At 59.8% G+C, this 23,890-nt stretch carries 20 protein-coding genes and 1 riboswitch; of the genes, 8 read left to right on the forward strand and 12 right to left on the reverse strand.

The genetic code is table 11. The features are described 5' to 3' along the window. Positions 1-16: 16 nt before the first annotated feature. The 4 genes from napA to moaA form a co-directional block, all read right to left on the reverse strand. Entirely contained in the window at positions 17-2,506 is a 2,490-nt protein-coding gene (napA, locus tag IU367_RS14130) for a nitrate reductase catalytic subunit NapA (protein ID WP_274452228.1), read from the reverse strand. 129 nt (positions 2,507-2,635) lie between these two features. Then, positions 2,636-2,899 (reverse strand): chaperone NapD, encoded by a 264-nt coding sequence (locus IU367_RS14135; RefSeq protein WP_043138469.1) that lies wholly within the window; start codon positions 2,897-2,899, stop codon positions 2,636-2,638. Positions 2,900-2,928: 29 nt separating this feature from the next. Then, positions 2,929-3,438 (reverse strand): ferredoxin-type protein NapF, encoded by a 510-nt coding sequence (napF, locus tag IU367_RS14140; protein ID WP_274452229.1) that lies wholly within the window; start codon positions 3,436-3,438, stop codon positions 2,929-2,931. Positions 3,439-3,690: 252 nt separating this feature from the next. Next, complete coding sequence (gene moaA, locus IU367_RS14145) at positions 3,691-4,686, reverse strand: GTP 3',8-cyclase MoaA (protein ID WP_042872387.1); 996 nt, start codon at positions 4,684-4,686, stop codon at positions 3,691-3,693. Then, positions 4,674-4,813: riboswitch (molybdenum cofactor riboswitch) on the reverse strand. Its footprint overlaps the gene before it by 13 nt. 79 nt (positions 4,814-4,892) lie before the next feature. Between moaA and narQ the strand changes: the two genes are divergently transcribed. The 3 genes from narQ (at position 4,893) to IU367_RS14160 (ending at position 8,424) form a co-directional block, all read left to right on the forward strand. After that, positions 4,893-6,605, forward strand: coding sequence for a nitrate/nitrite two-component system sensor histidine kinase NarQ (gene narQ / locus IU367_RS14150; RefSeq protein WP_043138475.1), 1,713 nt, complete (start codon positions 4,893-4,895; stop codon positions 6,603-6,605). Further along, a complete protein-coding gene (gene narL / locus IU367_RS14155; protein ID WP_011705476.1) occupies positions 6,605-7,243 on the forward strand; it encodes a two-component system response regulator NarL in 639 nt (212 codons plus the stop codon). The genes narQ and narL overlap by 1 nt, the downstream gene beginning before the upstream one ends. 605 nt (positions 7,244-7,848) lie before the next feature. Beyond that, positions 7,849-8,424: an LON peptidase substrate-binding domain-containing protein gene (locus IU367_RS14160; RefSeq protein WP_042872396.1), complete on the forward strand. Its 576-nt coding sequence runs from the start codon at positions 7,849-7,851 to the stop codon at positions 8,422-8,424. Between the two features lie 229 nt (positions 8,425-8,653). Here the strand turns inward: IU367_RS14160 and IU367_RS14165 are convergent, their stop codons facing one another. Together IU367_RS14165 and IU367_RS14170 are read right to left on the reverse strand one after the other, a co-directional pair. Further along, the gene (locus IU367_RS14165; RefSeq protein WP_274452230.1) at positions 8,654-10,750 is read right to left on the reverse strand and encodes a hybrid sensor histidine kinase/response regulator; all 2,097 of its coding nucleotides are present in this window, start codon (positions 10,748-10,750) and stop codon (positions 8,654-8,656) included. Between the two features lie 20 nt (positions 10,751-10,770). After that, positions 10,771-11,955, reverse strand: coding sequence for an FIST signal transduction protein (locus tag IU367_RS14170; protein WP_103471906.1), 1,185 nt, complete (start codon positions 11,953-11,955; stop codon positions 10,771-10,773). A gap of 113 nt (positions 11,956-12,068) precedes the next feature. On the opposite strand from IU367_RS14170, the gene IU367_RS14175 reads away from it, so the two are divergent. Continuing rightward, entirely contained in the window at positions 12,069-12,980 is a 912-nt protein-coding gene (locus IU367_RS14175; RefSeq protein ID WP_043138482.1) for a gluconeogenesis factor YvcK family protein, read from the forward strand. Positions 12,981-13,031: 51 nt separating this feature from the next. On the opposite strand, the gene IU367_RS14180 is transcribed toward IU367_RS14175, so the two are convergent. From IU367_RS14180 to lpcA, 3 genes are all read right to left on the reverse strand, one after another. After that, positions 13,032-13,367: an Hpt domain-containing protein gene (locus tag IU367_RS14180; protein ID WP_043138484.1), complete on the reverse strand. Its 336-nt coding sequence runs from the start codon at positions 13,365-13,367 to the stop codon at positions 13,032-13,034. Positions 13,368-13,688: 321 nt separating this feature from the next. Next, on the reverse strand, positions 13,689-14,471 hold the full coding sequence (locus IU367_RS14185) for a class II glutamine amidotransferase (RefSeq protein ID WP_274452231.1): 783 nt from the start codon (positions 14,469-14,471) through the stop codon (positions 13,689-13,691). Between the two features lie 148 nt (positions 14,472-14,619). Next, positions 14,620-15,198 (reverse strand): D-sedoheptulose 7-phosphate isomerase, encoded by a 579-nt coding sequence (gene lpcA / locus IU367_RS14190; RefSeq protein WP_042872411.1) that lies wholly within the window; start codon positions 15,196-15,198, stop codon positions 14,620-14,622. A gap of 246 nt (positions 15,199-15,444) precedes the next feature. Between lpcA and fadE the strand changes: the two genes are divergently transcribed. Continuing rightward, complete coding sequence (fadE, locus tag IU367_RS14195) at positions 15,445-17,901, forward strand: acyl-CoA dehydrogenase FadE (protein WP_274452232.1); 2,457 nt, start codon at positions 15,445-15,447, stop codon at positions 17,899-17,901. Positions 17,902-18,066: 165 nt separating this feature from the next. After that, the gene (locus IU367_RS14200) at positions 18,067-19,584 is read left to right on the forward strand and encodes an HD domain-containing phosphohydrolase (RefSeq protein WP_043138490.1); all 1,518 of its coding nucleotides are present in this window, start codon (positions 18,067-18,069) and stop codon (positions 19,582-19,584) included. A gap of 81 nt (positions 19,585-19,665) precedes the next feature. On the opposite strand, the gene IU367_RS14205 is transcribed toward IU367_RS14200, so the two are convergent. Both IU367_RS14205 and dnaQ read right to left on the reverse strand, forming a co-directional pair. After that, complete coding sequence (locus IU367_RS14205; protein WP_043138491.1) at positions 19,666-20,922, reverse strand: TIGR03503 family protein; 1,257 nt, start codon at positions 20,920-20,922, stop codon at positions 19,666-19,668. Continuing rightward, complete coding sequence (gene dnaQ, locus IU367_RS14210; protein ID WP_042034628.1) at positions 20,919-21,653, reverse strand: DNA polymerase III subunit epsilon; 735 nt, start codon at positions 21,651-21,653, stop codon at positions 20,919-20,921. The genes IU367_RS14205 and dnaQ overlap by 4 nt, the downstream gene beginning before the upstream one ends. A gap of 75 nt (positions 21,654-21,728) precedes the next feature. Between dnaQ and rnhA the strand changes: the two genes are divergently transcribed. Beyond that, complete coding sequence (gene rnhA, locus IU367_RS14215; protein WP_274452233.1) at positions 21,729-22,193, forward strand: ribonuclease HI; 465 nt, start codon at positions 21,729-21,731, stop codon at positions 22,191-22,193. Positions 22,194-22,262: 69 nt separating this feature from the next. Here the strand turns inward: rnhA and IU367_RS14220 are convergent, their stop codons facing one another. After that, complete coding sequence (locus tag IU367_RS14220; RefSeq protein ID WP_274452234.1) at positions 22,263-22,985, reverse strand: class I SAM-dependent methyltransferase; 723 nt, start codon at positions 22,983-22,985, stop codon at positions 22,263-22,265. 71 nt (positions 22,986-23,056) lie between these two features. On the opposite strand from IU367_RS14220, the gene gloB reads away from it, so the two are divergent. Beyond that, positions 23,057-23,821 (forward strand): hydroxyacylglutathione hydrolase, encoded by a 765-nt coding sequence (gene gloB, locus IU367_RS14225; protein WP_274452236.1) that lies wholly within the window; start codon positions 23,057-23,059, stop codon positions 23,819-23,821. The last annotated feature ends 69 nt before the right edge of the window (positions 23,822-23,890 follow it).

Raw genomic sequence — 23,890 nt, forward strand, 5'->3', positions numbered from 1 at the left:
CTCGCGCTCCCCCGCCTTATGCCTTGACGACCTTGACGGCGCACTTCTTGTAATCCGTCTCTTTGGAGAGCGGATCCGTCGCGTCCAGGGTCAGCTTGTTGACCAGCTGGCTCGCGTCGAAGAAGGGCATGAACACCAGGCCTTTGGGCGGACGGTTGCGGCCGCGGGTCTCGACCCGGGTCTTCACCTCGCCACGACGGGAGGAGACGATCACCTCTTCGCCACGACGCACGCCGCGGGCCTTGGCATCTTCCGGGTGCATGAAGAGCACGGCATCCGGGAAGGCGCGATAGAGCTCGGGCACGCGACGGGTCATGGTGCCTGTGTGCCAGTGTTCCAGCACGCGGCCGGTAGAGAGCCACATGTCGTACTCTTTGTCAGGTGCCTCGGCGGCCGGCTCGTAAGGCAGCGCGAAGATCACCGCCTTGCCATCTGGCTTGCCGTAGAAACGCACCCCCTCGCCCGCCTTCACATAGGGGTCGAACCCTTCACGGTAGCGCCACAGGGTCTCCTTGCCATCCACCACGGGCCAGCGCAGACCGCGCGCCTCGTGATACTGATCGAAGGGGGCCAGATCGTGACCATGACCGCGGCCGAAGCTGGCGTACTCTTCGAACAGCCCCTTCTGGACGTAGAAACCGAAGTGTTCAGCCTCGTCGTTGAGGACACCCTTGCTCTGCTCTTTCGGGAACTGATCGACCTGACCGTTCTTGTAGAGCACCTCATACAGGGTCTTGCCCTTCACTTCCGGCATCTTGGCGATAAGCTCGGCCGACCACACCTCTTCCACCGTGAAGCGCTTGGCGAACTCCATCAGCTGCCACAGATCGGACTTTGCCCCTTCCGGCGGCTTGACCTGCTGGTGCCAGAACTGGGTGCGGCGCTCGGCGTTGCCATAGGCCCCCTCTTTCTCCACCCACATGGCGGTGGGCAGGATGAGATCCGCGGCCTGGGCAGTCACGGTCGGGTAAGGGTCGGACACCACGATGAAGTTGGCCGGGTTGCGGTAACCGGGCAGCCCCTCTTCGTTCATGTTGGGGCCGGCCTGCATGTTGTTGTTGCACATCACCCAGTAGGCGTTGAGCTTGCCGTCTTTGAGCATGCGGTTTTGCAGCACGGCGTGGTAACCCACCTTCTCCGGTATGGTGCCTTCCGGCAGTTTCCAGATCTTCTCGGCGATGGCGCGGTGCTTGGGCTCGGTCACCACCATGTCGGCCGGCAAACGGTGGGCGAAGGTGCCCACTTCGCGCGCGGTACCGCAGGCAGAAGGCTGACCGGTCAGGGAGAAGGGACCCGAGCCCGGGGTGGAGATCTTGCCGGTCAACAGGTGGATGTTGTAGCAGAGGTTGTTGGCCCAGACGCCACGGGTGTGCTGGTTGAAGCCCATGGTCCAGTAGGAGACCACCTTCTTGCTCGGGTCGGCATAGAGCTGGGCCAGCTTCTCGAGCTTGTCTTTGGAGACGCCGGAGAGCTTGGCAACCGACTCCACATCGTAATCTGCCACGAACTTGGCAAACTCCTCGAAGGTCATCGGAGTGGCATCGCCGCTGTCCGGGTTCTTCGCTTTCTGCTGCAGCGGATCGGTCGGGCGCAGGCCGTAACCGATGTCGGTGACCCCCTTCTTGAACACTGTGTGCTTGTTGACAAAGTCCCAGTTCACCTTGTCGTTCTGGATGATGTAGTTGGCTATGTAGTTGAGGATCGCCAAGTCGGTCTGCGGCGTGAACACCATGCCGTTGTCGGCCAGTTCGAAGCTGCGGTGCTCGAAGGTGGAGAGCACGTGTACCTGCACCTCTTGATGGGACAAACGGCGATCCGAGATGCGTGACCAGAGGATAGGGTGCATCTCGGCCATGTTGGAGCCCCACAACACGAAGGCGTCGGCCTGCTCTATGTCGTCGTAGCAGCCCATGGGCTCGTCCATGCCGAAGGTGCGCATGAAACCCACCACGGCCGAGGCCATGCAGTGACGGGCATTGGGATCCAGGTTGTTGGTCCGCAGCCCCGCCTTCATCAGCTTGGCGGCGGCGTAGCCTTCCCACACTGTCCACTGGCCGGAGCCAAACATGCCGACGGCGGTCGGCCCCTTCTCTTTCAGGGTTGCCTTGAACTTCTCGGCCATGATGTCGAATGCCTGATCCCAGCTGATGGGGGCAAAGTCACCGTTCTTGTCGAACTTGCCATCCGTCATGCGCAGCATGGGCTGGGTCAGCCTGTCCTGGCCATACATGATCTTGGACAGGAAGTAGCCCTTGATGCAGTTCAGGCCACGGTTGACCGGTGCATCGGGATCGCCCTGGGTCGCCACGACGCGCCCATTCTGGGAACCCACCAGCACGGAACAGCCGGTACCGCAGAAGCGGCACGGCGCCTTGTCCCAGGTGATGGCGGTCTTGTCGGTGCTGGTGATCAGGTTGGCCGCCAGCGTGGGGGCACTGACTCCGGCCACGGCCGCGGCAGCAGCCACCGCATTGGCCTTCATAAAGTCGCGTCGACTCAGCTTCATGACATATCCTCACATTGCTTAATCACATCAATGACAGCCATAGTGACGAGCCGCGCTGGCTCAGCTTCATGGCGCTTTATTGCTTTTATCGGGCATCGCGAACCTCGCGGCCCCGCCCTCACGGCGTTTCTATTCCTTGCATTCGACATCGAGCTCATCGAACTGATGGTAGATCAGGGCGGCGGACAACACGCCCGGCATGGCATTTATCGCATCTATGGCATCCATGATGGGACGCTGGCTTGGCCCTTCCAGGGTCACCACCAGCTTGCCGATCTCACTGACGGCGTGGACCTCGGCCCCCTCAAGGGATGCTATCTGTTCTGCGAGCTGGTGACGCAGGGAGGGCTGGGTCAGCACCACCAGGCTCGATACATGGAACTCTTGGTTCATTGTGGCTCCTGCTTCACACACATCCTGACTCATGTTGGATCCTCGGATTTGGGTGCGCCGACCCGGATGCTGCCCACCGGACAGTCCATCACGCAGGCGCCACAGCCGGTACACGAGGCGACATCTATGCTGGGAGTTGGTACCCGGCCCAGCACGGGAGAAAAGCGGATCGCGCGGGTTTCGCAGCTATCCTGGCAACGCTGGCAGAAAACCTGGGTACTGGCCAGACAGCTGGCTTCAATATGGGCTATGTATCGCCAGGGCGCCTCCGTCATGGGACGAAATACCGGCGCCTTGCAGGCCGTGACGCAATCACCGCAGAAGGTGCACTCGCCACGCAGGAAATCCACCGCAGGATAACCACCGTCGCCCTTGATCAGGATCTGCTCCGGGCAGGCCGCCAGGCAATCGCCACAGCGGGTGCAGTCGGCCACGAACTCGGGCCAGGAGACTGACCAGGGCAACTGAACCTGAGGGTCGCTCGATGTCAGGCGACCTCGAAACAGACCACGACGCGACAGGTTGACCCCATCCGGCATATCGACTCCTTTCTGGTGGTTGATAGCGCACGAGCGAGTCCCATGACAGGCATTTTCAATACCTATTATAAGAGTGGGTGTATATTGCGGCCCTGACAAGGTCAGGGATATACCACTAGGGAGATAAACAGGGGGGATTCTTGCGCTGGATCAAACCCTTGGCGTCAAGAGAGAGAAGGGGGGTAGGTGAAAATACCCCCATTTGAGGATTGCTTATTAATCGATGGCTATTTTTTCAAGCCCACCTGAGAGTTAGCCGCCGATGGAGGCCAGATGAGGGGTCATGCCGGCATTGCCCTCGTGCAAGCGATGGGATGCAGCCTTGCCGGTGAGGGCGGCACGAATGCGCTGTTGCAGTGCATCCTGCTGGTTATCTGCCGCCAGCAGATCACGCAGCTCCACCCCGTTGTCACCGAACAGACACAGGTGCAGCTTGCCCACGGAGGAGACCCGCAGCCGGTTGCAACCGGCACAGAAATCCTTGCTGTAGGGCATGATGAGCCCCACGCCCCCCATTGACTCAGGATGCATGAAGACCTGGGCCGGACCATCGTCCGCACCACGCAACTGCTGGACCCAGCCACTCTCGAGCAGCCGCTGCTTGATGAGGTCACCGCTGGCGTGATGGTTCTGAAACAGGGTATCCATCTCGCCGGTCTGCATCAGCTCGATGAAACGCAGCTCGATGGGCTTGTGCCGGATCCAGGCCAGAAACGCATCCAGTTGATGGTCATTGAGCCCCTTGAGCAGCACCGCATTGATCTTCACCGATTTGAAACCGGCGGCCAGCGCCGCTTCGATCCCGTCCATCACCTCCGCCAGTTTGTTCTCACCGGTGATCTGGTGAAACTGACGGGGATCCAGACTGTCGACGCTGACGTTGAGGGCGGTGAGGCCCGCATCGAACCACTCCTGGGCGCGCTCTTTCAAGCGGTAGCCATTGGTGGTCATGGCCACCTTCTCTATGCCAGGGGTATTGGCCACCGTCTCTATGATGGCGGTGAAGTCCCGGCGCAGGGAGGGCTCGCCTCCGGTCAGGCGCACCTTGCGGGTGCCCATGGCGGCGAAGCCCGAGACAATGCGGCGGATCTCGTCCAGCGAGAGAAACGACTTGCGCCCCTCTTTGTTCCCGTCCGGAGGACGATAGCCGTCGGGCAAACAGTAGGTACAACGAAAATTGCACACATCGGTAACCGACAGGCGCAAATAGTAAAAACGACGGGAAAAACCATCTTGCAGTGGCGACATAAACACCTTTCCAAATACGGGAGGCCAGGGCATTTCTTTCCTGACCCTTACAGCTCGAACATCGGCTGACGGCGGTTTTCCCCTATCGCAAGGACTTAGGCAAAACAGCTCGGAGTTCATCTAGTTTTTCGATGCTAGCACAAGTTGGAGTACACTCCCATGCTACTTTGTGGGGTTATTGTCTGATGCGAAGGAAGACGATCAGCATGGGAAAGTGGTTCAAAGTGCATTCGGTCAGCAGCGCCATCGGGCGCTCAATGGTGCTCATTCTGTTCATGGCGAGCCTGATCGCCGTGGTGGCCATGGTGACCCTGTTCTACTCGGTACCCGATGCCAAGGCGATCAACCTGTCGGGTTCGCTGCGAATGCAGGCCTACCGCATGGCCTACGAGATAGAGCAGGGCCAGCCCGTGCTGGGACGACTCGATCAGTTTGAACAGACGCTGCATGCGGCCGAGTTGCAGGAGACCCAGCGCTGGATCACCCCTGCCTCCCTGCGTCGCACCTATGGCGAGGTGTTGCTGCAATGGCAGGTGATGCGCGAGCACATCGAGAATGCCACCCCCAGACGCTACACAGACAACACTGAGCAGTTTGTGGCGGCCATCGACGACTTCGTCAACCAGATGCAGTACCACGTGGAGTTCAAGGTGCGCATGCTGGCACTGGCGGAGGGGCTGGGACTGCTCTCCATCATCACCATCGCCTGGTTTACCGTGCGGTTTACCCGCCAGCAGGTGGTGGCACCACTCAACCAGCTGGTCTATTGTGCCCGCCAGATCCAGCGCCAGGAGTTCGATCTCACCCTGCCCCCCCATTGCGAGAACGAGCTGGGGGAGTTGTCGGGTGCCTTCGTCACCATGGCCGACGAGCTGGGCAAGCTTTATCGGGAGCTGGAGAGCAAGGTGGAAGAGAAGACCGCCAAGCTGCAGCAGGCCAACGACACCCTATCCTTCCTCTACAGCACAGCCCAGAAGCTGCATGCGGCGCCGCTGAGCCGGCGCACCCTGCTCAAGCTGCTGGAGCGGGCCGCGGCCCATCAGCACATAGACCACATACGGCTGACCCGCTTCGAACACAACGCCATGCCGGACTACATCACGGGGCGCAAGGGCTGGCCCGGCGATCTCGACTCAGTGGTGAGCTTTCATCTGCAGATGGATGAGCAGGAGTACGGCCGGCTTGACGTGATCAGCAGCCATCCCATAGACGAGCGGCTGATGAAGAACTTCTCCATGCTGCTGGCCCAGGTGCTGCACAAGGATCAGACCCTGCTGCAACATCAGCGGCTGCTGCTGATGGAAGAGAGAGCCGTCATCGCCCGCGAGCTGCACGACTCGCTGGCCCAGGCGCTCTCCTATCTCAAGATCCAGTCCACCCTGCTCAAACGCGCCTTCGCCAAGGGGGAATCCGCCAAGACAGAGGCCGCCATGCAACAGATCGACGAGGGGCTCAGCAGCGCCTACACCCAGCTGCGCGAGCTGCTCGGCACCTTCCGCCTCAGCATAGGTGACGCCAATTTGGGGGAAGCCATCAAGGTGATGCTGGAACAGCTCAAGCCACAGACCCAGGCCGAGATCGGGCTCCATTACGGTCTGGCCGATACGGATCTGGAGGCGGGCCAGCATATCCATATCCTGCAGCTGATCCGTGAGGCAGTGCTCAACGCCATCAAACATGCCAACGCGCAAGTGATTGATGTTAGCTGTGAGACCCTCGCCAATGGTAACATTCAGGTTCAGATTTCAGATGACGGTGTTGGAATAGGGATCGCAAGCTCGGCGGTCAACCACTATGGCCTTAGCATCATGAATGAGCGTGCCAGCAAGTTGCATGGTCTGCTGACCATCAGTGAGCAGCCGCCCAGAGGCACCTGCGTACATCTGACCTTTCCCACCAGCCTAACAAGAGATGCCTGATGGACGAGATGAAATATAGTGTTCTGGTCGTGGATGACCATCCCCTCATGCGCAAAGGGATTGTGCAATTGCTGGCCCTGGAAGAGAACATAGAGGTGGTCGGTGAAGCGTCCAACGGCACCGACGCCGTCGCCATGGCCAAGGAGTCCGAACCGGATCTGATCCTGCTCGACCTCAACATGAAAGGCCTCTCCGGTCTGGATACCCTCAAGGCGCTGCGCACCGAAGAGGTCACCTCCCGGGTGGTGATCCTGACCGTCTCGGATGCCCGCCAGGACGTGGTCGCCCTGCTCAAGGCCGGCGCCGATGGCTATCTGCTCAAGGATACCGAGCCAGAGATGTTGCTCGCCCAGCTGGCGGACGTGATGACAGGCAAGCAGATCCTGAGCGAGCCGCTGCGCCCTTATCTGGAGAACATCTACGAGCTGGATCATCTGCAACAGAAGCTGGAGAGCCTGACCCGTCGCGAGATGCAGATCCTGCGCGAGATTGCCAAGGGCCTCTCCAACAAACAGGTCGCCTCCGTGCTCCATATTTCCGAGGGCACGGTCAAGGTACACGTGAAGAGTCTGCTGAAGAAACTCGAGGCCCAGAGCCGCGTGGAAGCGGCCGTCATGTACCTGGAGCAGCGTAACTAACGCGCTGGCAGAGGTGGATGAACGCAGGCAACCCAGCGCCTTGCTTCGCTCTATTCATGCCTTGACCAGACTGAGAAAAAACCAAAGCCCCGCATCGTCGGGGCTTTCCTTATCTGCGCTACATCCGCCCGAAACCCGACCCGTCCCCCTTCACCTCACAACAAGCAAGATGGGCGGCCACACACTCCCGCTTGTGTGGAAGCGGAATTCACCCGCCGATTCACCGCATCCGTCACTGCGGCGCACTTCTATCTTCTCGCTTCTCGAACCGGACTCCCCTGCCTGCTCACACCTTGTACTCAGGCCAGCGACGCGGCTTGCACGCCGCCGCAACGGCCATGCGCATTTTGCACTTGGCTCTTTGCAAGATGCGATGCGCTTCAATTCAGGACGCAAAGAGAGCGGGGGGCGAGTACTCAGGATCCGGCCGTATTCAGCTGACTACGGGATCACCTTGGAAAAAAAAGATAAAAATATAAATATCTGATTATTAATAAATTTCAGACTCAATTTGGAGACTAACACCCCCATTCCGGGGCCTTTTTCATCCTCTGGCACAGTCGCTGCATTGTCCTATTCAGCAACTACTCAATGGAGGACGGAACATGAAACTTCAACCCTTGGCATTGTTCCCCTTGCCTTCCCACATACTGCCTGGTGGCAAGCTTCCGCTGCGTTTGTTTGAACCGCGCCACCTGCAGATGCTCAAAGAGTCATTCATCAATGACCAGGGTTTCGGCATAGTGATGGAAGAGGCGACCACCACGGGCAAGTCCGGGCGCATACTGCCGGTCGGCACCCGGGTGAAGGTGACCGATTTCTACACCCTGAATGACGGCCTGCTCGGCGTCACTGTGCTCGGCATGGAACGTTTCTGCATCCATGAGATGGAAACGGACGAGATGGGATTGCGCCGGGCCAAGGTCGAAGCGCTGCCCAACTGGCCGAGCGCCCATTCAGACTTCAGTGACAAACCGCTGGTCACCCGGCTGCGGGAAGTGTTCGAGCAGTATCCGGAGCTCGATGAGCTCTACCCGGACAAACAGTTTGACGATGCGGCCTGGCTCTGCCAACGCTGGCTCGAAATTCTGCCCATGCCCATCTACGAAAAACAGATGTTGATTGCCAAACAAAATAGCGAAGCGGCCCGTCAATTCCTGCGCCGACTGATCGCACAGTGAGTCAAAGAGAACATTGCAAAATGCGAATATTCCCACAATGAAAATAAGAATTTCGCATTTTGCAAACGGCGGTGATCGATAAAAAGCAATAACACAGCCGCAAGCCGCATAAACAGGTTCTGAAAAGTTGGCACGACTTTTTCATATAGAATCATACAACCCGATTTATCCCGTGCTCTCTTCAGTATTTGCTGAAGAATTGGTCAACCACCCAGGTTGACCATTTTTTTTACCTGCGATCCGGCAACACTGGGCTGATATGGCGCTGCAGGCACTCTCTCAGTCGCATCAGGCTGATGGGCTTGGCCAGAAAATCATCCATTCCCTGGGCCAGACAACGGGCCCTGTCTTCGGCCATGGCATTGGCCGTCAAGGCCACTATGGGCACCTTGCAGCCCAGTTCTCGCAAGCGGCGAGTCGCCTCCAGCCCATCCATCTGCGGCATCCGCATGTCCATCAGGATGAGATCCGGCTGCTGCTCCGCCACCTGGGCCAGCGCCTCCAGGCCATTGGCCGCGAGCCGCACCCGGCTCACCAGTTTTTGCAGCATGAGGGACACCACCAGCTGGTTGACCGGGCTGTCTTCCACCACCAGCACATCCAGATCCTGAATGGGCAATTGATCCGGCTCGGGCCGGCTGCTGCACTCGCACGGCAGTGCCATGCCGGGCAGCTCGAACCAGAAGCAGCTGCCCTGGCCGGGCGCGCTCTGCAGGCGGATCTCCCCGCCCATCAGCTCTACCAGCCGTTTGCTGATGGCCAGCCCCAGCCCGGTCCCGGAGAAACGGCGGGTCGCCGAGCTGTCAACCTGGGAGAAGGGCTCGAACAGGAGCGCCTGATCCTCGGCTGAGATGCCGATCCCGGTATCGGTCACCGACACCCGCAGCCGTTGCTCGTGCCAGTCCAGTTGCAGCAAGACGCTGCCCTGGCTGGTGAACTTCACCGCATTGCCGAGCAGGTTGCTGATCACCTGCGACAGCCGCACCGGATCCCCCTGCAACTGGGGCGGAACCGCCTCACCCACCCGCCAGCGCAGGGCTATGCCTTTGCTCCTGGCGCGCTCTTGCAGCGGTTCGATCAGGGATTGGCACAGCTGGGTGGGGAGCAGGGTCTCGCAATGAAACTCCAGGGTATGGGATTCGATTTTCGAGAAATCGAGCACATCGTCGATGATGGTCTGCAGCAGACGGGCCGAGTGGGTGGCATGCCCGAGCAGGGTCTGCTGCTGAGGCTCGAGCTGGGCATGTTGCAACAGATCCAGCATGCCCAGCACCGCATTCATGGGGGAGCGGATCTCGTGGGTCATCATGGCCAGGAACTGCGACTTGGCACGGTTGGCCGCCTCAGCCTCATCCCGTGCCCGGGCCAGCTCCTGCTCGCGGCGGATCTGGTTGCCCACATCCCGCGCCGTGCCCCGATAGCCGATGAAGACACCGGCGGCGTCAAAGCAGGGCTCGGCGTTGATCTCCATCCAGCAGGGGCCCCTGGCCAGGCTGACCTGGGCTCGTACCGCCCGCACCGGCAGATGCAGCTCGATGAGACGACGGTACTTGCCCCACTCGGGATCCCGCCGATCATAGACGTAATCGTAGAGGCTCTGACCGGGTGGATGCGCTTTCACATCCCCCTGATAGCCGGGCGCCGACACATAGCTGAGCCTGTGTTCCGTGTCCGTCTCCCAGAACCAGTCGGAGGCCATGCCGGCAAAGCTGCGAAAACGCTGCTCGCTGGTCTGCAGCGCCAGCGTCTTGAGCTCGACCTGCTCCTGCAAGCGGGCCCGATAGGCGATGTTGACCAGCGCCTGGGAGATGAGCGGACGGCAGCGTTGCATCGCCGCCTTGCTCTTGAGATCGAAGGTGCCCATCACGGCATGACGGCAGATGAGGACGCCGGAGAAACCGGGGGCGCGCAACCCCGTCATCATGACGCTGGCCCAGCCGGCCACATCGGCCAGTGGCGCCAGCTCGGGCAACTGGGTCGGGTCATAGATGACCAGGGTCTCCCCCTCGATGGCGCGAGAGAAGAGCGGGGTCAGCTGCCAGCGGCGCCCCACCTCGCCATCCTGGGTACTGAGGTGGGTGATGCCACCACCAGCTTCCCAGGCCACCACATCCGCATGTTCGAAACCGATGAAGGGCTTGAGCGCCTGGATGAGGCTGTCCAGCACCTGCTCCAGGGTCTGGGCATCGGCCAGCGTCGCGACCCCGCACAGCAGGGTCTGCGACTCCTGGCGGTACTTGGCCTCGCGTTCCCGACAACGCAACAGCTCCACCAGCGTGGTCTGCAGCTTGTCACCCAGGGCTTCCAATTCCGTATTACCTATCATCTTGTTTCCAGCGCCATATATCAGCTGTCGAGGAAGATCACGCTCGATACCATCAGGTTGCCGTGTGCCAGCTCACCGTGGGGCAGACGCCCCTGCTCACCGAAGGTGAACGGGGTAATGAAGGGGATCTCCCCCAGCCGGGTGTGAAATTGATCGACGAATTGGCATAAGCTATCACCAAGAGCCAAGCGACAACCAGCACAAAAGATCACTAGGGCCCCGAACGGCTGCATCTCGGCGGTCATGCCGTACTCGGGTTCGATGCGGGTCGCATTCAGACTGCGCTGCAGCAGCCCCTCCTGACTGCTGTACATCAACAGCAGCCGCTCGCCGAGCCGGGTATCGGTGAAGAGGCGCAATCCGCCACCTTCTGTCACCGCCTCGGGATGGGAGAGCTTGTAGTAGGGCATGTCGTCCAGGGTGCCCACCTGGCGGGCCAGCGGCGAGAGAGTGGTATCCCGCAGTATGGGCCCCACAGGCCAGGCAGTGGTTCGCCCGGTCCAGCGAGCGTAGACCTCGGCGGCGGGCTCATGATCTATGGTGAGGATCTCGCGCCCTGCCAGGGCGGTAATGGTGCCGCGATGCTCGGTCGGGACATAGCCCGAATGAAACTGGAACGCCAGCTGGCAATCGGGATAGAGCACAGCCAGCACCACTCCCTCGCGGGCACTGCCCTCATCCCAGCACAACTGCCAATCGCCGCTGACACTGTTGTCGGCCGCCGAGCCTCCCACGACAGGGACGGTCGTTCCCAGCTCGGCTTCGATACTGGCCAGCATCGCCTCCTCCTGACCCGGGCTGGCGTGCAACAGTATGAGCTGAGGCAGCTCGCCGGGACGCCCCCCATCGGCGATGGCGGCGCGCAACAGCTGGCGAATATCCACCTCATCCCCCGCCTGCCCCGCCACCCCATAGGCTCCCTTGTCATCGTAGAGGGCGGCCACCGCCAGCCCTATCCCCTGACGGGCGTGGTGGCCAACCTGGGTCATGACGCCGCCGCAGGAGCTGCACCCTATCAGTCGGGTCGTCGGAAACTGCTGCTTGAGGTGACGACGCAGTTCCTCGGCATCATGAGCTTGGGTAAAATAGACCAATAACAGCGAAGGGGAATGGGGCGATTGAGCGAGCAGCCGCTCACTGACCTGCCGGGCAGCCAGCAGGGAGGTCTCTTCAAGAGAGTGAGCCGTCAGAAAGTTCAACACCATCTCCTAGTTGTTCATGATGCTGGGGGTAAGCAAAAATCATACCTTTATCAAACAATTATCTGATTTCATCGGCTAGAATGGCCCTCAATTGAGCCCAACCACAGGACAGCTGCATGTGGCAGAAAAACATCAATGACTTTGACCGGGTCGTCGCCATCGGTGGCGGCCACGGCATGGGCCGCGTGCTCTCTTCACTCTCGTTTCTCGGCCAGCGGCTGACCGGCATAGTCGCCACCACGGACGATGGCGGATCCACTGGGCGCCTGCGCAAGAGCCAGGAGTGTATCGCCTGGGGAGATCTGCGCAACTGCCTCAATCAGCTGGTGACGGATCCCAGCATCGGCAGTCTGTTGTTTGAATATCGCTTCGCCGGCCGCGGTGAGCTGGCGGGTCACAACCTCGGCAACCTGATGCTGCTGGCGCTCGACAACCTCTGCGTGCGCCCTCTTGATGCTATCAAGCTCATCAGTGACATGCTGAAAATAGAGTCACAATTGTTACCCATGTCAGAATTTCCCACCGACCTGTGCGCCCACACCGTCTGTGGCAAGCAGATCCTGGGAGAGGTCTCCATCGATCAGCTCGATACGCCACCGCTCTCCCTGAGCCTGAGCCCGGAAGTACCGGCGACTCGCGAAGCGGTGCAGGCGCTGGCTCAGGCCGACATGATTATACTCGGGCCCGGCAGCTTCCTCACCTCCATCATGCCGCCCCTGCTGCTGGCCGAGGTGGCGCAAGCCATCAATGAGAGCGATGCCATGCTGGTGTTCATCTGCAATCTGGTAGCCGAGAATGGCCCCGCCAGTCAGCTGAGTCTGATCAACCAATGGCGCTGGCTGGAGTCACGGGTCGGTACGGGTCGTGTCGATGCCATTCTGGCGCCCACAGGGGAGTATCCGGCCGAGTTGGCCAGCCGCCTGATCCAGGCCGAGCTGGGTGAGGCCGAGCTCCCTCATCGCCACGACAGACTGAAACTCAAGCTGGCGCTGGATCGGGTGATCCAGCAACTGGTCAATCAACGCTGATGGCAGCTACGCGCAGCGGTGAACCGGCTGGTTCCCCGCTGTGCAGCAAGCTCAGTGGTAGTTGGCAAGGTGAGAGAGCACCTGGGGCAGGGATTGCTCCAGCTGGGTCAGCAGCCGGGCGACGTCATCGGCATCTTCATGCTTGCAGGCCAGCTCCAGTGCTACCACCTGCTGGTAGCTGAGCTGGGCGCCGTAGCTGCCGCAGGAGGATTTCATGCTGTGGGCAAGCCGCGCTAGCGCAGGCCAGTCCCGCCGTTCATAGAGCGGTCGCAGCTGGGCGAGCTGCTCTCCCACTTCCTCGATAAACACCGAGATCACCACAGGCATCATCTCCTGGCCTATATCTTCCGCCAGCTGTCGCAGCACCTTCTGATCCAACCATTCCATCCCTCAGTCCTCATTTGGCGGTATTCAAACAGAACATACTATAGATGCCCGGCGCGACAGCGTCATCCCTCACCCACCTTCTGCTTGTCGAGCGGCGAACGGCCGCAAAACGAAAAGTGTGATCCAGTTCTAGTAATGTGGCGATAGGCAGGCCGGATTGAAACATAAATGTTGCCAGCAAATTAACATTTAAATAACAATGGAGGCCGTGAGAATGATGCGACTCAGCAACACCTCTCTCATCCCTTTTGCCTGTATGGCTGCTGCGAAGAACCAGGGTAGGATTCTACCCTGGTATTTTTTTATATTTAAATCAGATGATTACCGGTCTTGACTGCCGCATACGCGCTCACCCAGCCGAAACAGGCTGAACTCGCCTGGCGCCATCCTGACCCAATCTTCATTGCCGGTCAGCGGACGGGTCGCGATCAGGGTCACCACGTCATCCGGGGTCGTCTCACTCTGGAAATCGATGGCCACATCTTCATCCAGCAGCCTGGCCTCGCCAAAGGGCGCCCGCCGGGTAAGCCAGTACAGGTTGTTGCTGCAATAGGTCATCACAAATTCCCCATCCGACAGCAGCATGTTGAATACCCCGAGTCCGCGCAACTCGTCGCACAGGGTGGCCAGATGGCGAAACATGGCAGGGAAGTTGGCAGGACGCTTGGGATATTTCTGCTCCAGCCGGTTGAGCAGCCAGCAAAATGCGTGCTCGCTGTCGGTGTCCCCCACCGGGCGGTGCCGCCCGGTGGCGAGTCGCTTGTAACCGGTCAGCTGGCCATTGTGGGCGAAGGTCCAGTAGCGGCCCCACAGTTCACGGGTGAACGGATGGGTATTTTCCAGCGACACGCAGCCGCGGTTCGCCTGCCGGATATGACTGACCACGGCGCGGCTCTTGATGGGCAACGCCTGTACCAGCTTGGCTATCGGTGACTGGGCACTGGGCTCGGGATCCTTGAAGGTGCGAAACCCCCTCCCCTCATAGAAGGTGATCCCCCAGCCATCCTTGTGTGGCCCCGTCTTGCCGCCGCGCAGCATCAGACCGGTAAAGCTGAAGCAGATGTCGGTCGGCACATTGGCACTCATGCCGAGCAGTTCGCACATAAGCAGCGGACTCCTTAATTACTGGGCCATCTTTTTCAATCAGCGGGACCAGCCAGATGCAGAGCACCGCCGATCCCGCCGCTTATCGGACAGGCACAACCGGGACATGGCCTGGAGAGGCTCGCACATCCCGGCTGGACATGCTGCCTTACTTGGCCATCTCTTTTTCGACCAGCTGGATCAGGATATGGATCACCTTGATGTGCACTTCCTGAATGCGGTCGGCATAGCCAAAGTGCGGCACCCGGATTTCGACGTCGGCCAGACCCGCCATCTTGCCACCATCCTTGCCGGTCAGCGCGATCACCTTCATGCCTTTGGCATGGGCGGCTTCGATGGCCTTGAGGATGTTGCCTGAGTTGCCGCTGGTGGAAATACCGAGCAGCACGTCACCACGACGGCCGACCGCTTCCACATAACGGGAGAACACATAGTCGTAGCCAAAGTCGTTGGAGACGCAGGAGAGGTGGCTGGGATCCGAGATGGCGATGCCGGCATAACCGGGACGGTTCTCGCGATAGCGGCCGGTCAGCTCTTCGGCAAAATGCATGGCATCGCAGTGGGAGCCCCCGTTGCCACAGGAGAGCACCTTGCCTTCCTGCTTGAAGGAGTCGGCGAGCAGCCTGGCGGCGGCTTCAATGTTTTTCAGATTCTGCTCATCTGCCAGGAACGCCTGGAGCACGCCGGCAGCTTCGGTCAATTCATTGCGGATCAGTTCTTGGTACATGATGTCTCTTCCAAAATATGGGCGATGTCATTGTCGCACAAGCCAATCCCGGAGTCGCCCCCCCGCCCGTCAAGATGCCGCCTGCAGGACGTTATGCCGATCACAGAGCCAAGGTAACAAGCTTGTAAACAGCTTGATAAGTTTGTGCGTATGAATTACAACAGGGGCCATATCCAACAGGTCAGACCTCTGGATCAGCTAACCCACTTTTCACCCAACTTCGGCAACTCATGCAAGGAGCGAAAAATGACGACGACCCTCACTCTGCTCGGGGTGATCCTGGTGATCGGCGCCATGGCTTATCGCCGGGCGTCTCTGTTCACATCCACGCTTGCCACGGCCGCCGCCCTGGTCGCCGGCACATTCTATGGCCATGTCCCCCTGCTGGTGTGGGCACTGTTCGCCGTGATTGCCATCCCCCTCAATCTGGTGGATTTTCGCCGCAATCAGCTGACCAAGCCGCTGTTCAAGCTCTACAAGTCCATCATGCCGGAGATGTCCCGCACCGAGAAGGAAGCCATCGAGGCGGGCACCACCTGGTGGGAAGCCGATCTGTTTGCCGGCAACCCGAACTGGAAGAAGCTGCACGCCATCCCTGTCAGCGTGCTGTCAGCCGAAGAGCAAGCCTTCATGGACGGTCCGGTTGAAGAAGTCTGCCGCATGGTCAACGACTGGGAAGTGACCCACGAGCGGGCCGATCTCTCCCCCGAGGTGTGGCAATACCTGAAGGACAACAAGTTCTTCGCCATGATCATCAAGAAGAAATACGGTGGTCTGGAATTCTCCGCCTATGCCCAGTCCTGCGTACTGCAAAAACTGTGTGGCGCCAGCGCCGTGCTGGCTTCCACCGTGGGCGTGCCCAACTCGCTCGGCCCGGGTGAACTGCTGCAGCACTACGGCACCGATGAGCAGAAAGACCACTACCTGCCCCGTCTGGCAATCGGCAAGGAGATCCCCTGCTTCGCACTGACCAGCCCGGAAGCGGGTTCAGACGCAGGCTCCATCCCCGACTTCGGCATCATCTGCAAGGGTGAGTGGGAAGGGGAAGAGGTGCTCGGTATGCGGCTGACCTGGAACAAGCGCTACATCACGCTCGCCCCCATCGCCACCGTACTGGGTCTGGCCTTCAAGCTGCGTGACCCGGATCACCTGCTGGGTGAAGACGAGGAGCTGGGGATCACCTGTGCCCTGATCCCGACCCACATCAAGGGGGTCGAGATCGGCCGCCGCCACTTCCCGCTCAACGTGCCGTTCCAGAATGGCCCGACCCGTGGCGACAATGTGTTCGTACCGCTCGATTTCATCATAGGTGGCCCGGCCATGGCCGGTCAGGGCTGGCGCATGCTGGTCGAATGCCTCTCGGTTGGCCGCGGCATCACGCTGCCCTCCAACAGCACGGGCGGCGTCAAGATGCTGGCCCTGGCGACCGGCGCCTACAGCCGCATCCGTCGCCAGTTCAAGCTGCCCATCGGCAAGATGGAAGGCATTGAAGAGCCGCTGGCCCGTCTCGGTGGCAACGCCTACATCATGGGCGCCGCCGCCAACCTGACGGTAACCGGCATCGATCTGGGGGAAAAACCCTCGGTCATCTCCGCCATCGTCAAATACCACCTCACCGACCGTGCCCAGAAGTGCATCATAGATGCCATGGACATCCACGGCGGCAAGGCCATCTGCATGGGCCCCAACAACTATCTGGCCCGCGGCTATCAGGGTGCGCCCATCGCCGTCACCGTAGAGGGCGCCAACATCCTGACCCGCAGCATGATCATCTACGGTCAGGGCGCCATTCGCTGCCACCCCTATGTGTTGCCGGAGATGCTGGCCGCCAGCCACCCTGACAAGGATCAGGCACTGAAGGATTTTGACAAGGCGATGTTCAGTCACGTCGGTTTTGCCATCAGCAACCTGGTACGCAGCTTCTGGCTGGGCCTGACCGGTGCCCGCCTTGCGCCCGCACCGTTCAAGGATCAGACCAAGGGCTACTACCAGCAACTCTCCCGCCTCTCTGCCAACCTGGCCTTCCTGTCAGACATGGCGATGGGCACCCTGGGCGGCGAGCTCAAGCGCAAGGAGCGGGTCTCCGCCCGCCTGGGCGATGTGCTGAGTCAGCTCTATCTGGCTTCGAGTGCCCTCAAGCGTTATCAGGATGAGGGTCGTCAGCAGGCGGATCTGCCGCTGCTGCACTGGGCGCTGCAGGATGCTATGTTCAAGGCGCAAGAGGCGATCGACGAGCTGCTGCGCAACTTCCCGAACCGCTGGATTGGCTTGGCTCTGCGCGTCATAGTGCTGCCCCTTGGCCGTGACATGAAGCGCCCGAGCGACAAGCTGGACAGCCAGGTTGCCCGTCTGCTGCAGACGCCGAGCGAGACTCGCAGCCGTCTGGCCATGGGCCAGTATCTGACCCGCGAAGAGGGCAACCCCTTCGGTCTGCTGGAACAGGCACTCGATGACGTGCTCTCTGCCGAACCGCTGTTTGAGAAAGTATGCAAGGCTGACGGTATCAAGCGTCCGTTTATGCAGCTGAACAAGGTGGCGGATGCAGGCCTGGCACTGGGAGTACTCAACCAGAGCGAGGCTGACTTGCTGCGCCGTGCCGAAGAAAGCCGCCTGCGCACCATCAACGTCGATGATTTCGACCCCATCGACCTGGTTGCCAACAAGGCCCTGTTCGAGCCATCGGCCTATCACAGAGCAGCCTGACCCACAGGAAAATAGCCAAACGCCTCCCATGTGGAGGCGTTTTTTATGGGCCTGGATCACGATGACAACAAAGAGATTTCACAGATCAAATTTTATTTCCCAATAAGTTTCCTATCCTTAGTGAAGCAGTTAATGTAAGCACAGGATCCCAAACAGGATTGCATGATGGATGACCAAATCCTGATTATTGACGATGACGATCTGCCCCTTCTCGATAACCAGCAGGCTGGATGGAAGGTGATGATTGTGGACGATGAACCCGAGGTACATCGCATCACCAAGATCACCCTGAGCAAGTTTGAATTCGATAACAAACCCATTGAATTTTTGCATGCTTATTCAGCCGCGCAGGCCAAGGAGTTGCTCGCCAAGACCCCGGATGTAGCCTTGTTGCTGCTCGACGTCGTCATGGAAGTCGATCACGCCGGACTCGATGTGGTCAAGTTCGTGCGCGAGGATCTGCAGAACAAAATGGTGCGCATAGTGCTGCGGACCGGACAACCGGGTCAGGCGCCGGAAGATGATGTGGTCACCAACTACGACATCAACGATTACAAGGACAAGACAGAGCTCACCTCCCAGAAGCTGCGAACCCTGCTGCGGGCCAGCCTGCGTTCATACCGCGATATTCGTACTCTGGAGAGCAATCGCCAGGGGCTGGAGAAGGTCATCGAGGCCTCCAAGGGGATCTTCGAGAAACGGGCACTGCGCCAGTTCGTCGAAGGAGCTCAGGAGCAGCTCGGTGCCCTGCTCAATCTGGAAGAGTCCCAGATCTATGATGTAAAACAGTTTGCCTACGAGGTGCGGGATCAGATCCTGGAGCCCCTGCTGCCTGGCCATCCGTCCGTGCGGCTGGTCGATGCCCCCCTGATCTTGCGCCAGGCAATGGCCAATCGCGCCAACGTCTATGACGGCAACCAGATGGTGCTCTACTGCCAGAATCCCCGTCATCACCTGCTGTTTCATATCGAGACGACCCGCCATCTCAGCCAGATGGACACGGGCCTGCTGAGCCTGTTTACCGAAAACATCATAGTGGCGCTGGAAAATATCCGGCTCAACGAGGTCATCGCCGACAACCAGCGCGAGATCATCTACCGCATCGGTGAGCTGGTGGAGACCCGCTCCAAGGAGTCTGGCCTGCACGTCAAGCGGGTCGCCCTCTACACAGAGCTGTTCTGCCAGTTGCTCGGCATGAGCGAAGAGCAGAGTGAGCTCATCAAGCGCGCCTCCCCGCTGCACGACATCGGTAAGGTGGGGATCCCGGATGCCATCCTCCACAAGCCGGGCAAGCTGACCCCGGAAGAGTGGGAGATCATGAAGACCCACGCCCAGCTGGGGCAGGACATGCTCTCCGGCAGCGATCTGGCGCTGTTCCAGATAGGCGCCACCATAGCCGGCAACCACCATGAGAAATGGAATGGCAGCGGCTATCCCCGCGGCCTCAAGGGCGATTCAATACCGCTCGAAGGGCGAGTGGTGGCGCTGGCCGACGTGTTCGATGCCCTGGGCTCGGATCGCTGCTACAAGAAGGCGTGGCCATTGGACAAGGTACTGGCGCTGATTGAAGAGGAGAAGGGACAGCACTTTGATCCCCGGCTGGTGGAGCTGATGCTGGCCAATCTGGACAAGTTCCTCGAGATCCGTGATCAGCACAAGGATATCTACGTCGGGGATCACTGATCCTCCCTCACCCAGACTGGCCAACCACTACACATGAAAAAGCCGCCTCAACAGGGCGGCTTTTTCATTGAGGGCAAACTCTTACTGCTCGGGCAGGTTCAAGTCCAGCTTGGCCTCGGATTTGGCCCCCTCATTCTCAGCCTTCTGCGCAGCCATCGCCTTTTGCAATGCCCGGCGCTTTTGCAACAGGATGAACCCAACCCCGCCGAGCAGAGTCACCAGGATACCGACACCGCCCAGCAACCAGAACAGCCAGCCGCTGCTCTCTTTCTCCTCAAATTTCACTTGATCGGGTACGGCTGCCGAAGCTGCGGACGCGGCCGAAGGGGGTGGCGCCAGCACGGGGAAGATGTTGAATGACTTGACCGGCAGAGTGACCTGAATCTCGCGGCCCAGACGGGTGGTCCCGAACAGGGTGGCCGTCACGTCATACTGGCCCACCTCCTTGATGACGGAGAGATCGACCTCCACCCTGGGCTCGGTCGCCACCGCGCTGAACGCCATGCTGGCCCCTACGGTATTGGTTGCCTTGCCCTTGATGATCACGGAGGCGGGATCCAGCTCATCGCCGTCAATCAGGAAGGAGAGCCGGGCACCGTACTCTTTCGACGGCGCCGCCAGGGTATAACCGACCGGTAGCGGGTAGATCAGCACATCCTGATAGCGGGCGCGCGAGAAGACCTGATTGCCGGTGCTGTAGAGCGCTCTGTATTTGCCGGCCGGGACATCCAGCACCGCCTTGGCGGTCATGATGCCATCACCCGGCACCTCGTCGAGCCCCTTGCCATCATCGCGATAGTGGCCGAGCACCTCATCCAGAATGGGCTCGCCCTGCTGCTTGGCATCGTTGAAGCGCTGCAGCTTCACCGTCATGCCGAGATCCGTGAGGTAGTAACCCTCCTTGGGCGGGGCATCGTCGATCAGCAACCAGGACTTGAGCTTGACGATTTCTCCCTGATAGAGCTGGGTCGGCAGCAGATCGGTTTCCAGCTTGATGTTCGACAGGATGCGCACCCTGTTTTCAGGATCCACCTCGCCGATGGCCTGCCAGGGACCCGGCATGGGGTCACGGATGGTGATGAGATCCTGATCCTTGAGCGCCAGCCAGCCCACCTCGGGCGGCGTCACCTTGCCGACATACAACTTGCTGCCATCGGGCCGCACCAGGATCACCGAAGGAGTGCCCGGCTTGCGCGTCACTATGAAGGTGATCTCCTTTACCCCGTAATCGATGCGAAAGCGATTATCGAGCAGGGGAATGTCGGAGGGGGCAAACACCTCGTTGGCCCCGGCCGTCAGCGAGGTCAGCAGCAGCAGACCGCTCCATAGCTTGCTCATTGCCGCCACAGGCAGGCTCCTCCTTTCTTCTGGACCAGATCCAGCCTCGCCTCGTGCACGGCTTCGATGTCGGCGCCGGCACGCACGACCTTGAGTGGCGGACGGTTGCTCTCCAGTCGACGGATGCTGGTGTCCTGATTGCGCTCGTTCTCCTGGCTTTCGGTGGCCAGGTTCAGCTTGGTCTGGCCACCCGTCATCAGCAGGTAAACGTCGGCCAGGATCTCCGCATCGAGCAAAGCCCCGTGCAAGGTCCGGTGGGAGTTGTCTATGCCATAGCGATCGCACAGCACATCCAGGTTGTTGCGTTTGCCCGGGAAGAGATCCCGCGCCATCGCCAGGGTATCTGTGATGCTGCAGATATCCTTGGTCTTGAAGTTGAGTCCGAGCTTGCCGAACTCGTAGTCCATGAAGCTCACGTCAAAGGGCGCGTTGTGGGCGATAAGCTCGGCGCCACGGATGAACTCGATGAAGTCGTTGGCGATCTGGCTGAACGGGGGCTTGTCAACCAGGAAGGCATCCGTGATGCCGTGCACCTGGATGGCCTCGGGATCCACCAGCCGATCCGGCTTGATATAGACGTGGTAGTGATTGCCGGTCAGCTTGCGGTTGATCACCTCCACACAGCCGATCTCTATGATGCGGTGTCCCAGATAGATGGGGCCACCGGCGGTGTTCATACCTGTGGTTTCAGTATCCAGAATGATCTGGCGATTCAGTTGGGGTGTGTTCATGATCCAATCTATGTCAAACTTCGGCCTTACCCGCTAGTTTACCCCAAGACTCATGCTAAAAAAGATCGATTGCTCATGTTAAAACACATTGATTTATACACGGATGGTTCCTGCCTAGGCAATCCTGGCCCGGGTGGCTATGGCGCCGTCCTGGTCTATGGCGATCACCGCAAGGAGATTTCCGGTGGTTTTCGGCTGACCACCAATAACCGGATGGAGCTGATGGCCGCCATCATGGGGCTGCGCACCCTCAATGCGGCCTGCCAGGTACGGCTCACCACCGACAGCCAGTATGTGCGCCAGGGGATCACCCAGTGGATCATCGGCTGGAAGAAGAAGGGATGGATGACCTCAAACCGCCAGCCGGTCAAGAACGTCGACCTCTGGAAGGAGCTGGATGCGGAAGTGGCCCGCCATCAGATCGAGTGGCTCTGGGTCAAGGGACACTCGGGTCACCCCGAGAATGAACGCTGCGATGTGCTGGCGCGCGATGCCGCCAGTGGCAAGCAACTCGCCGAAGACACCGGCTATCAACCCTGATCCCACCTGTCAAAGGGTGACGAGCGTCTTTGACCCGAGCGGTCGCGAGTTGTTCGTCTAGGATATGGGCTACCAGCCCTGACGCGCCATGCCCGGTGCCGCTATCGACTCAGGCAAACGCCAGCGACGGCGCACCGGGATGAGTGGAAAACGCCGCTTGCGCGCGGCTATCACATAGACAGATGCAAAGGGTCTGAAGTAATCCCGCCCCACACTCTCCCGCCACCAGCCGATCCGGCTCTGCTTGCTCATGAACGAATAGCCGAAGCGCTCATCAAACATCACCTCGCAACCGAGCAGTTGCAACCAGTCGGTGACCCGCGCCGGGGTGAACATGCGAGCCGACCAGGGCAGATGTTGACGCAGGAAAGGCAGACAATGACCGATACCGACCAGACTGAGCGGGTTATAGCCGCTGACGATGAGCCAGCCATCGTCGGTCAACACACGTTCGGCTTCACGCAGCACCTGGTGGGGGTCGGGCGAGAAATCGAGACAATGGGCAAGCAGACAGGCATCCACGCTGCCGGTTCGCACCGGCAAGGCCAGTGGATCGCCCTGGATATCCAGCAGCCGACCACTGGTCGCCACCCCTATCTGGTGGTGGATGGAAGAGCAGCCACAGGAGAGCTCGGCGCTCAGGGCGCCGACTTTAAGCAGATGATAACCAAACAGATGTGGGCACCAGCTGTCGAGCCGCTCCTGGATCTCGGCCGCCACCCAGTCCCCCATGGGTAACGCCGACCAGCTGGTCGGGATCTCGATTTGTTGTTCGGTACGTGCCAACTGCATAATAGGGCTCAACTTGGGGTTCGAACGCCATCCAGTTATATAAGATACCCTCCATAAAGAGAAGCAGACTCATGTATCCAGTGATCACAGTTCCAGCCTTTAACGACAACTACATCTGGTTGATCCGACACGAAAATCACTGTCTGGTAGTCGACCCTGGCGATGCGGCCCCCGTGCTGGAGCGGCTGGCGGTGCTGGAGCTGCAACTCGACGCCATCCTGCTGACTCACCACCACCAGGATCATGTGGGCGGCGTCACCGCCCTGCTCGCTCACTTCCCTCATGCAAGACTCTATGGCCCCAAACATGATCCCATGCCCGATCACCACGGTCAGTGGCTCGATGACGGGGATCAGATCAACTGGCATGGCCTGAGCCTGGATGTCATCCACGTGCCAGGCCATACCCGTGGCCACATCGCCTACCACGGCCATGGCATGCTGTTCTGTGGTGATACCCTCTTCTCCGCCGGTTGCGGTCGCCTGTTCGAAGGGACCCCGGCCCAGATGCATGACTCGCTGCAACGGCTCGCCGCCCTGCCCGACGACACCCTCATCTATTGTGCCCATGAGTACACCCTCTCCAACCTGCGTTTCGCCTACGCGGTCGAGCCTGACAACCAGGCGATCCAGCAGCGGATCGGGCTGATCAGCAAACTGCGCCAGCAGGGCCTGCCGAGTCTCCCCTCCCGGCTGGGTGATGAGCGTGAGTTCAACGTTTTTCTGCGCTGCGAACAGGATTCCGTGAAATTTTCTGCTGAGAAGCACGCCTTAAAATGCTTGGAAAATCCAGAGGATACCTTCGCCGTGCTACGCAGCTGGAAGGACGTTTTTTGAACAAACCTTGATCAGGGGGCCATTGCCCCTTATGATGCCAGCTGTTTTTCAAGAGATGACCTGAGCGAG

The sequence above is a fragment of the Aeromonas bestiarum genome (genome assembly GCF_028751155.1).
Classification (GTDB): Bacteria; Pseudomonadota; Gammaproteobacteria; order Enterobacterales; family Aeromonadaceae; genus Aeromonas; species Aeromonas bestiarum.

Bases quoted from the DNA above. Each gene is read 5' to 3' on its own strand.
- napA (WP_274452228.1), bottom strand. From the start codon at position 2,506: ATGAAGCTGAGTCGACGCGACTTTATGAAGGCCAATGCGGTGGCTGCT.
- IU367_RS14135 (WP_043138469.1), bottom strand. From the start codon at position 2,899: ATGAACCAAGAGTTCCATGTATCGAGCCTGGTGGTGCTGACCCAGCCC.
- napF (WP_274452229.1), bottom strand. From the start codon at position 3,438: ATGCCGGATGGGGTCAACCTGTCGCGTCGTGGTCTGTTTCGAGGTCGC.
- moaA (WP_042872387.1), bottom strand. From the start codon at position 4,686: ATGTCGCCACTGCAAGATGGTTTTTCCCGTCGTTTTTACTATTTGCGC.
- narQ (WP_043138475.1), top strand. From the start codon at position 4,893: ATGGGAAAGTGGTTCAAAGTGCATTCGGTCAGCAGCGCCATCGGGCGC.
- narL (WP_011705476.1), top strand. From the start codon at position 6,605: ATGGACGAGATGAAATATAGTGTTCTGGTCGTGGATGACCATCCCCTC.
- IU367_RS14160 (WP_042872396.1), top strand. From the start codon at position 7,849: ATGAAACTTCAACCCTTGGCATTGTTCCCCTTGCCTTCCCACATACTG.
- IU367_RS14165 (WP_274452230.1), bottom strand. From the start codon at position 10,750: ATGATAGGTAATACGGAATTGGAAGCCCTGGGTGACAAGCTGCAGACC.
- IU367_RS14170 (WP_103471906.1), bottom strand. From the start codon at position 11,955: ATGGTGTTGAACTTTCTGACGGCTCACTCTCTTGAAGAGACCTCCCTG.
- IU367_RS14175 (WP_043138482.1), top strand. From the start codon at position 12,069: ATGTGGCAGAAAAACATCAATGACTTTGACCGGGTCGTCGCCATCGGT.
- IU367_RS14180 (WP_043138484.1), bottom strand. From the start codon at position 13,367: ATGGAATGGTTGGATCAGAAGGTGCTGCGACAGCTGGCGGAAGATATA.
- IU367_RS14185 (WP_274452231.1), bottom strand. From the start codon at position 14,471: ATGTGCGAACTGCTCGGCATGAGTGCCAATGTGCCGACCGACATCTGC.
- lpcA (WP_042872411.1), bottom strand. From the start codon at position 15,198: ATGTACCAAGAACTGATCCGCAATGAATTGACCGAAGCTGCCGGCGTG.
- fadE (WP_274452232.1), top strand. From the start codon at position 15,445: ATGACGACGACCCTCACTCTGCTCGGGGTGATCCTGGTGATCGGCGCC.
- IU367_RS14200 (WP_043138490.1), top strand. From the start codon at position 18,067: ATGGATGACCAAATCCTGATTATTGACGATGACGATCTGCCCCTTCTC.
- IU367_RS14205 (WP_043138491.1), bottom strand. From the start codon at position 20,922: ATGAGCAAGCTATGGAGCGGTCTGCTGCTGCTGACCTCGCTGACGGCC.
- dnaQ (WP_042034628.1), bottom strand. From the start codon at position 21,653: ATGAACACACCCCAACTGAATCGCCAGATCATTCTGGATACTGAAACC.
- rnhA (WP_274452233.1), top strand. From the start codon at position 21,729: ATGTTAAAACACATTGATTTATACACGGATGGTTCCTGCCTAGGCAAT.
- IU367_RS14220 (WP_274452234.1), bottom strand. From the start codon at position 22,985: ATGCAGTTGGCACGTACCGAACAACAAATCGAGATCCCGACCAGCTGG.
- gloB (WP_274452236.1), top strand. From the start codon at position 23,057: ATGTATCCAGTGATCACAGTTCCAGCCTTTAACGACAACTACATCTGG.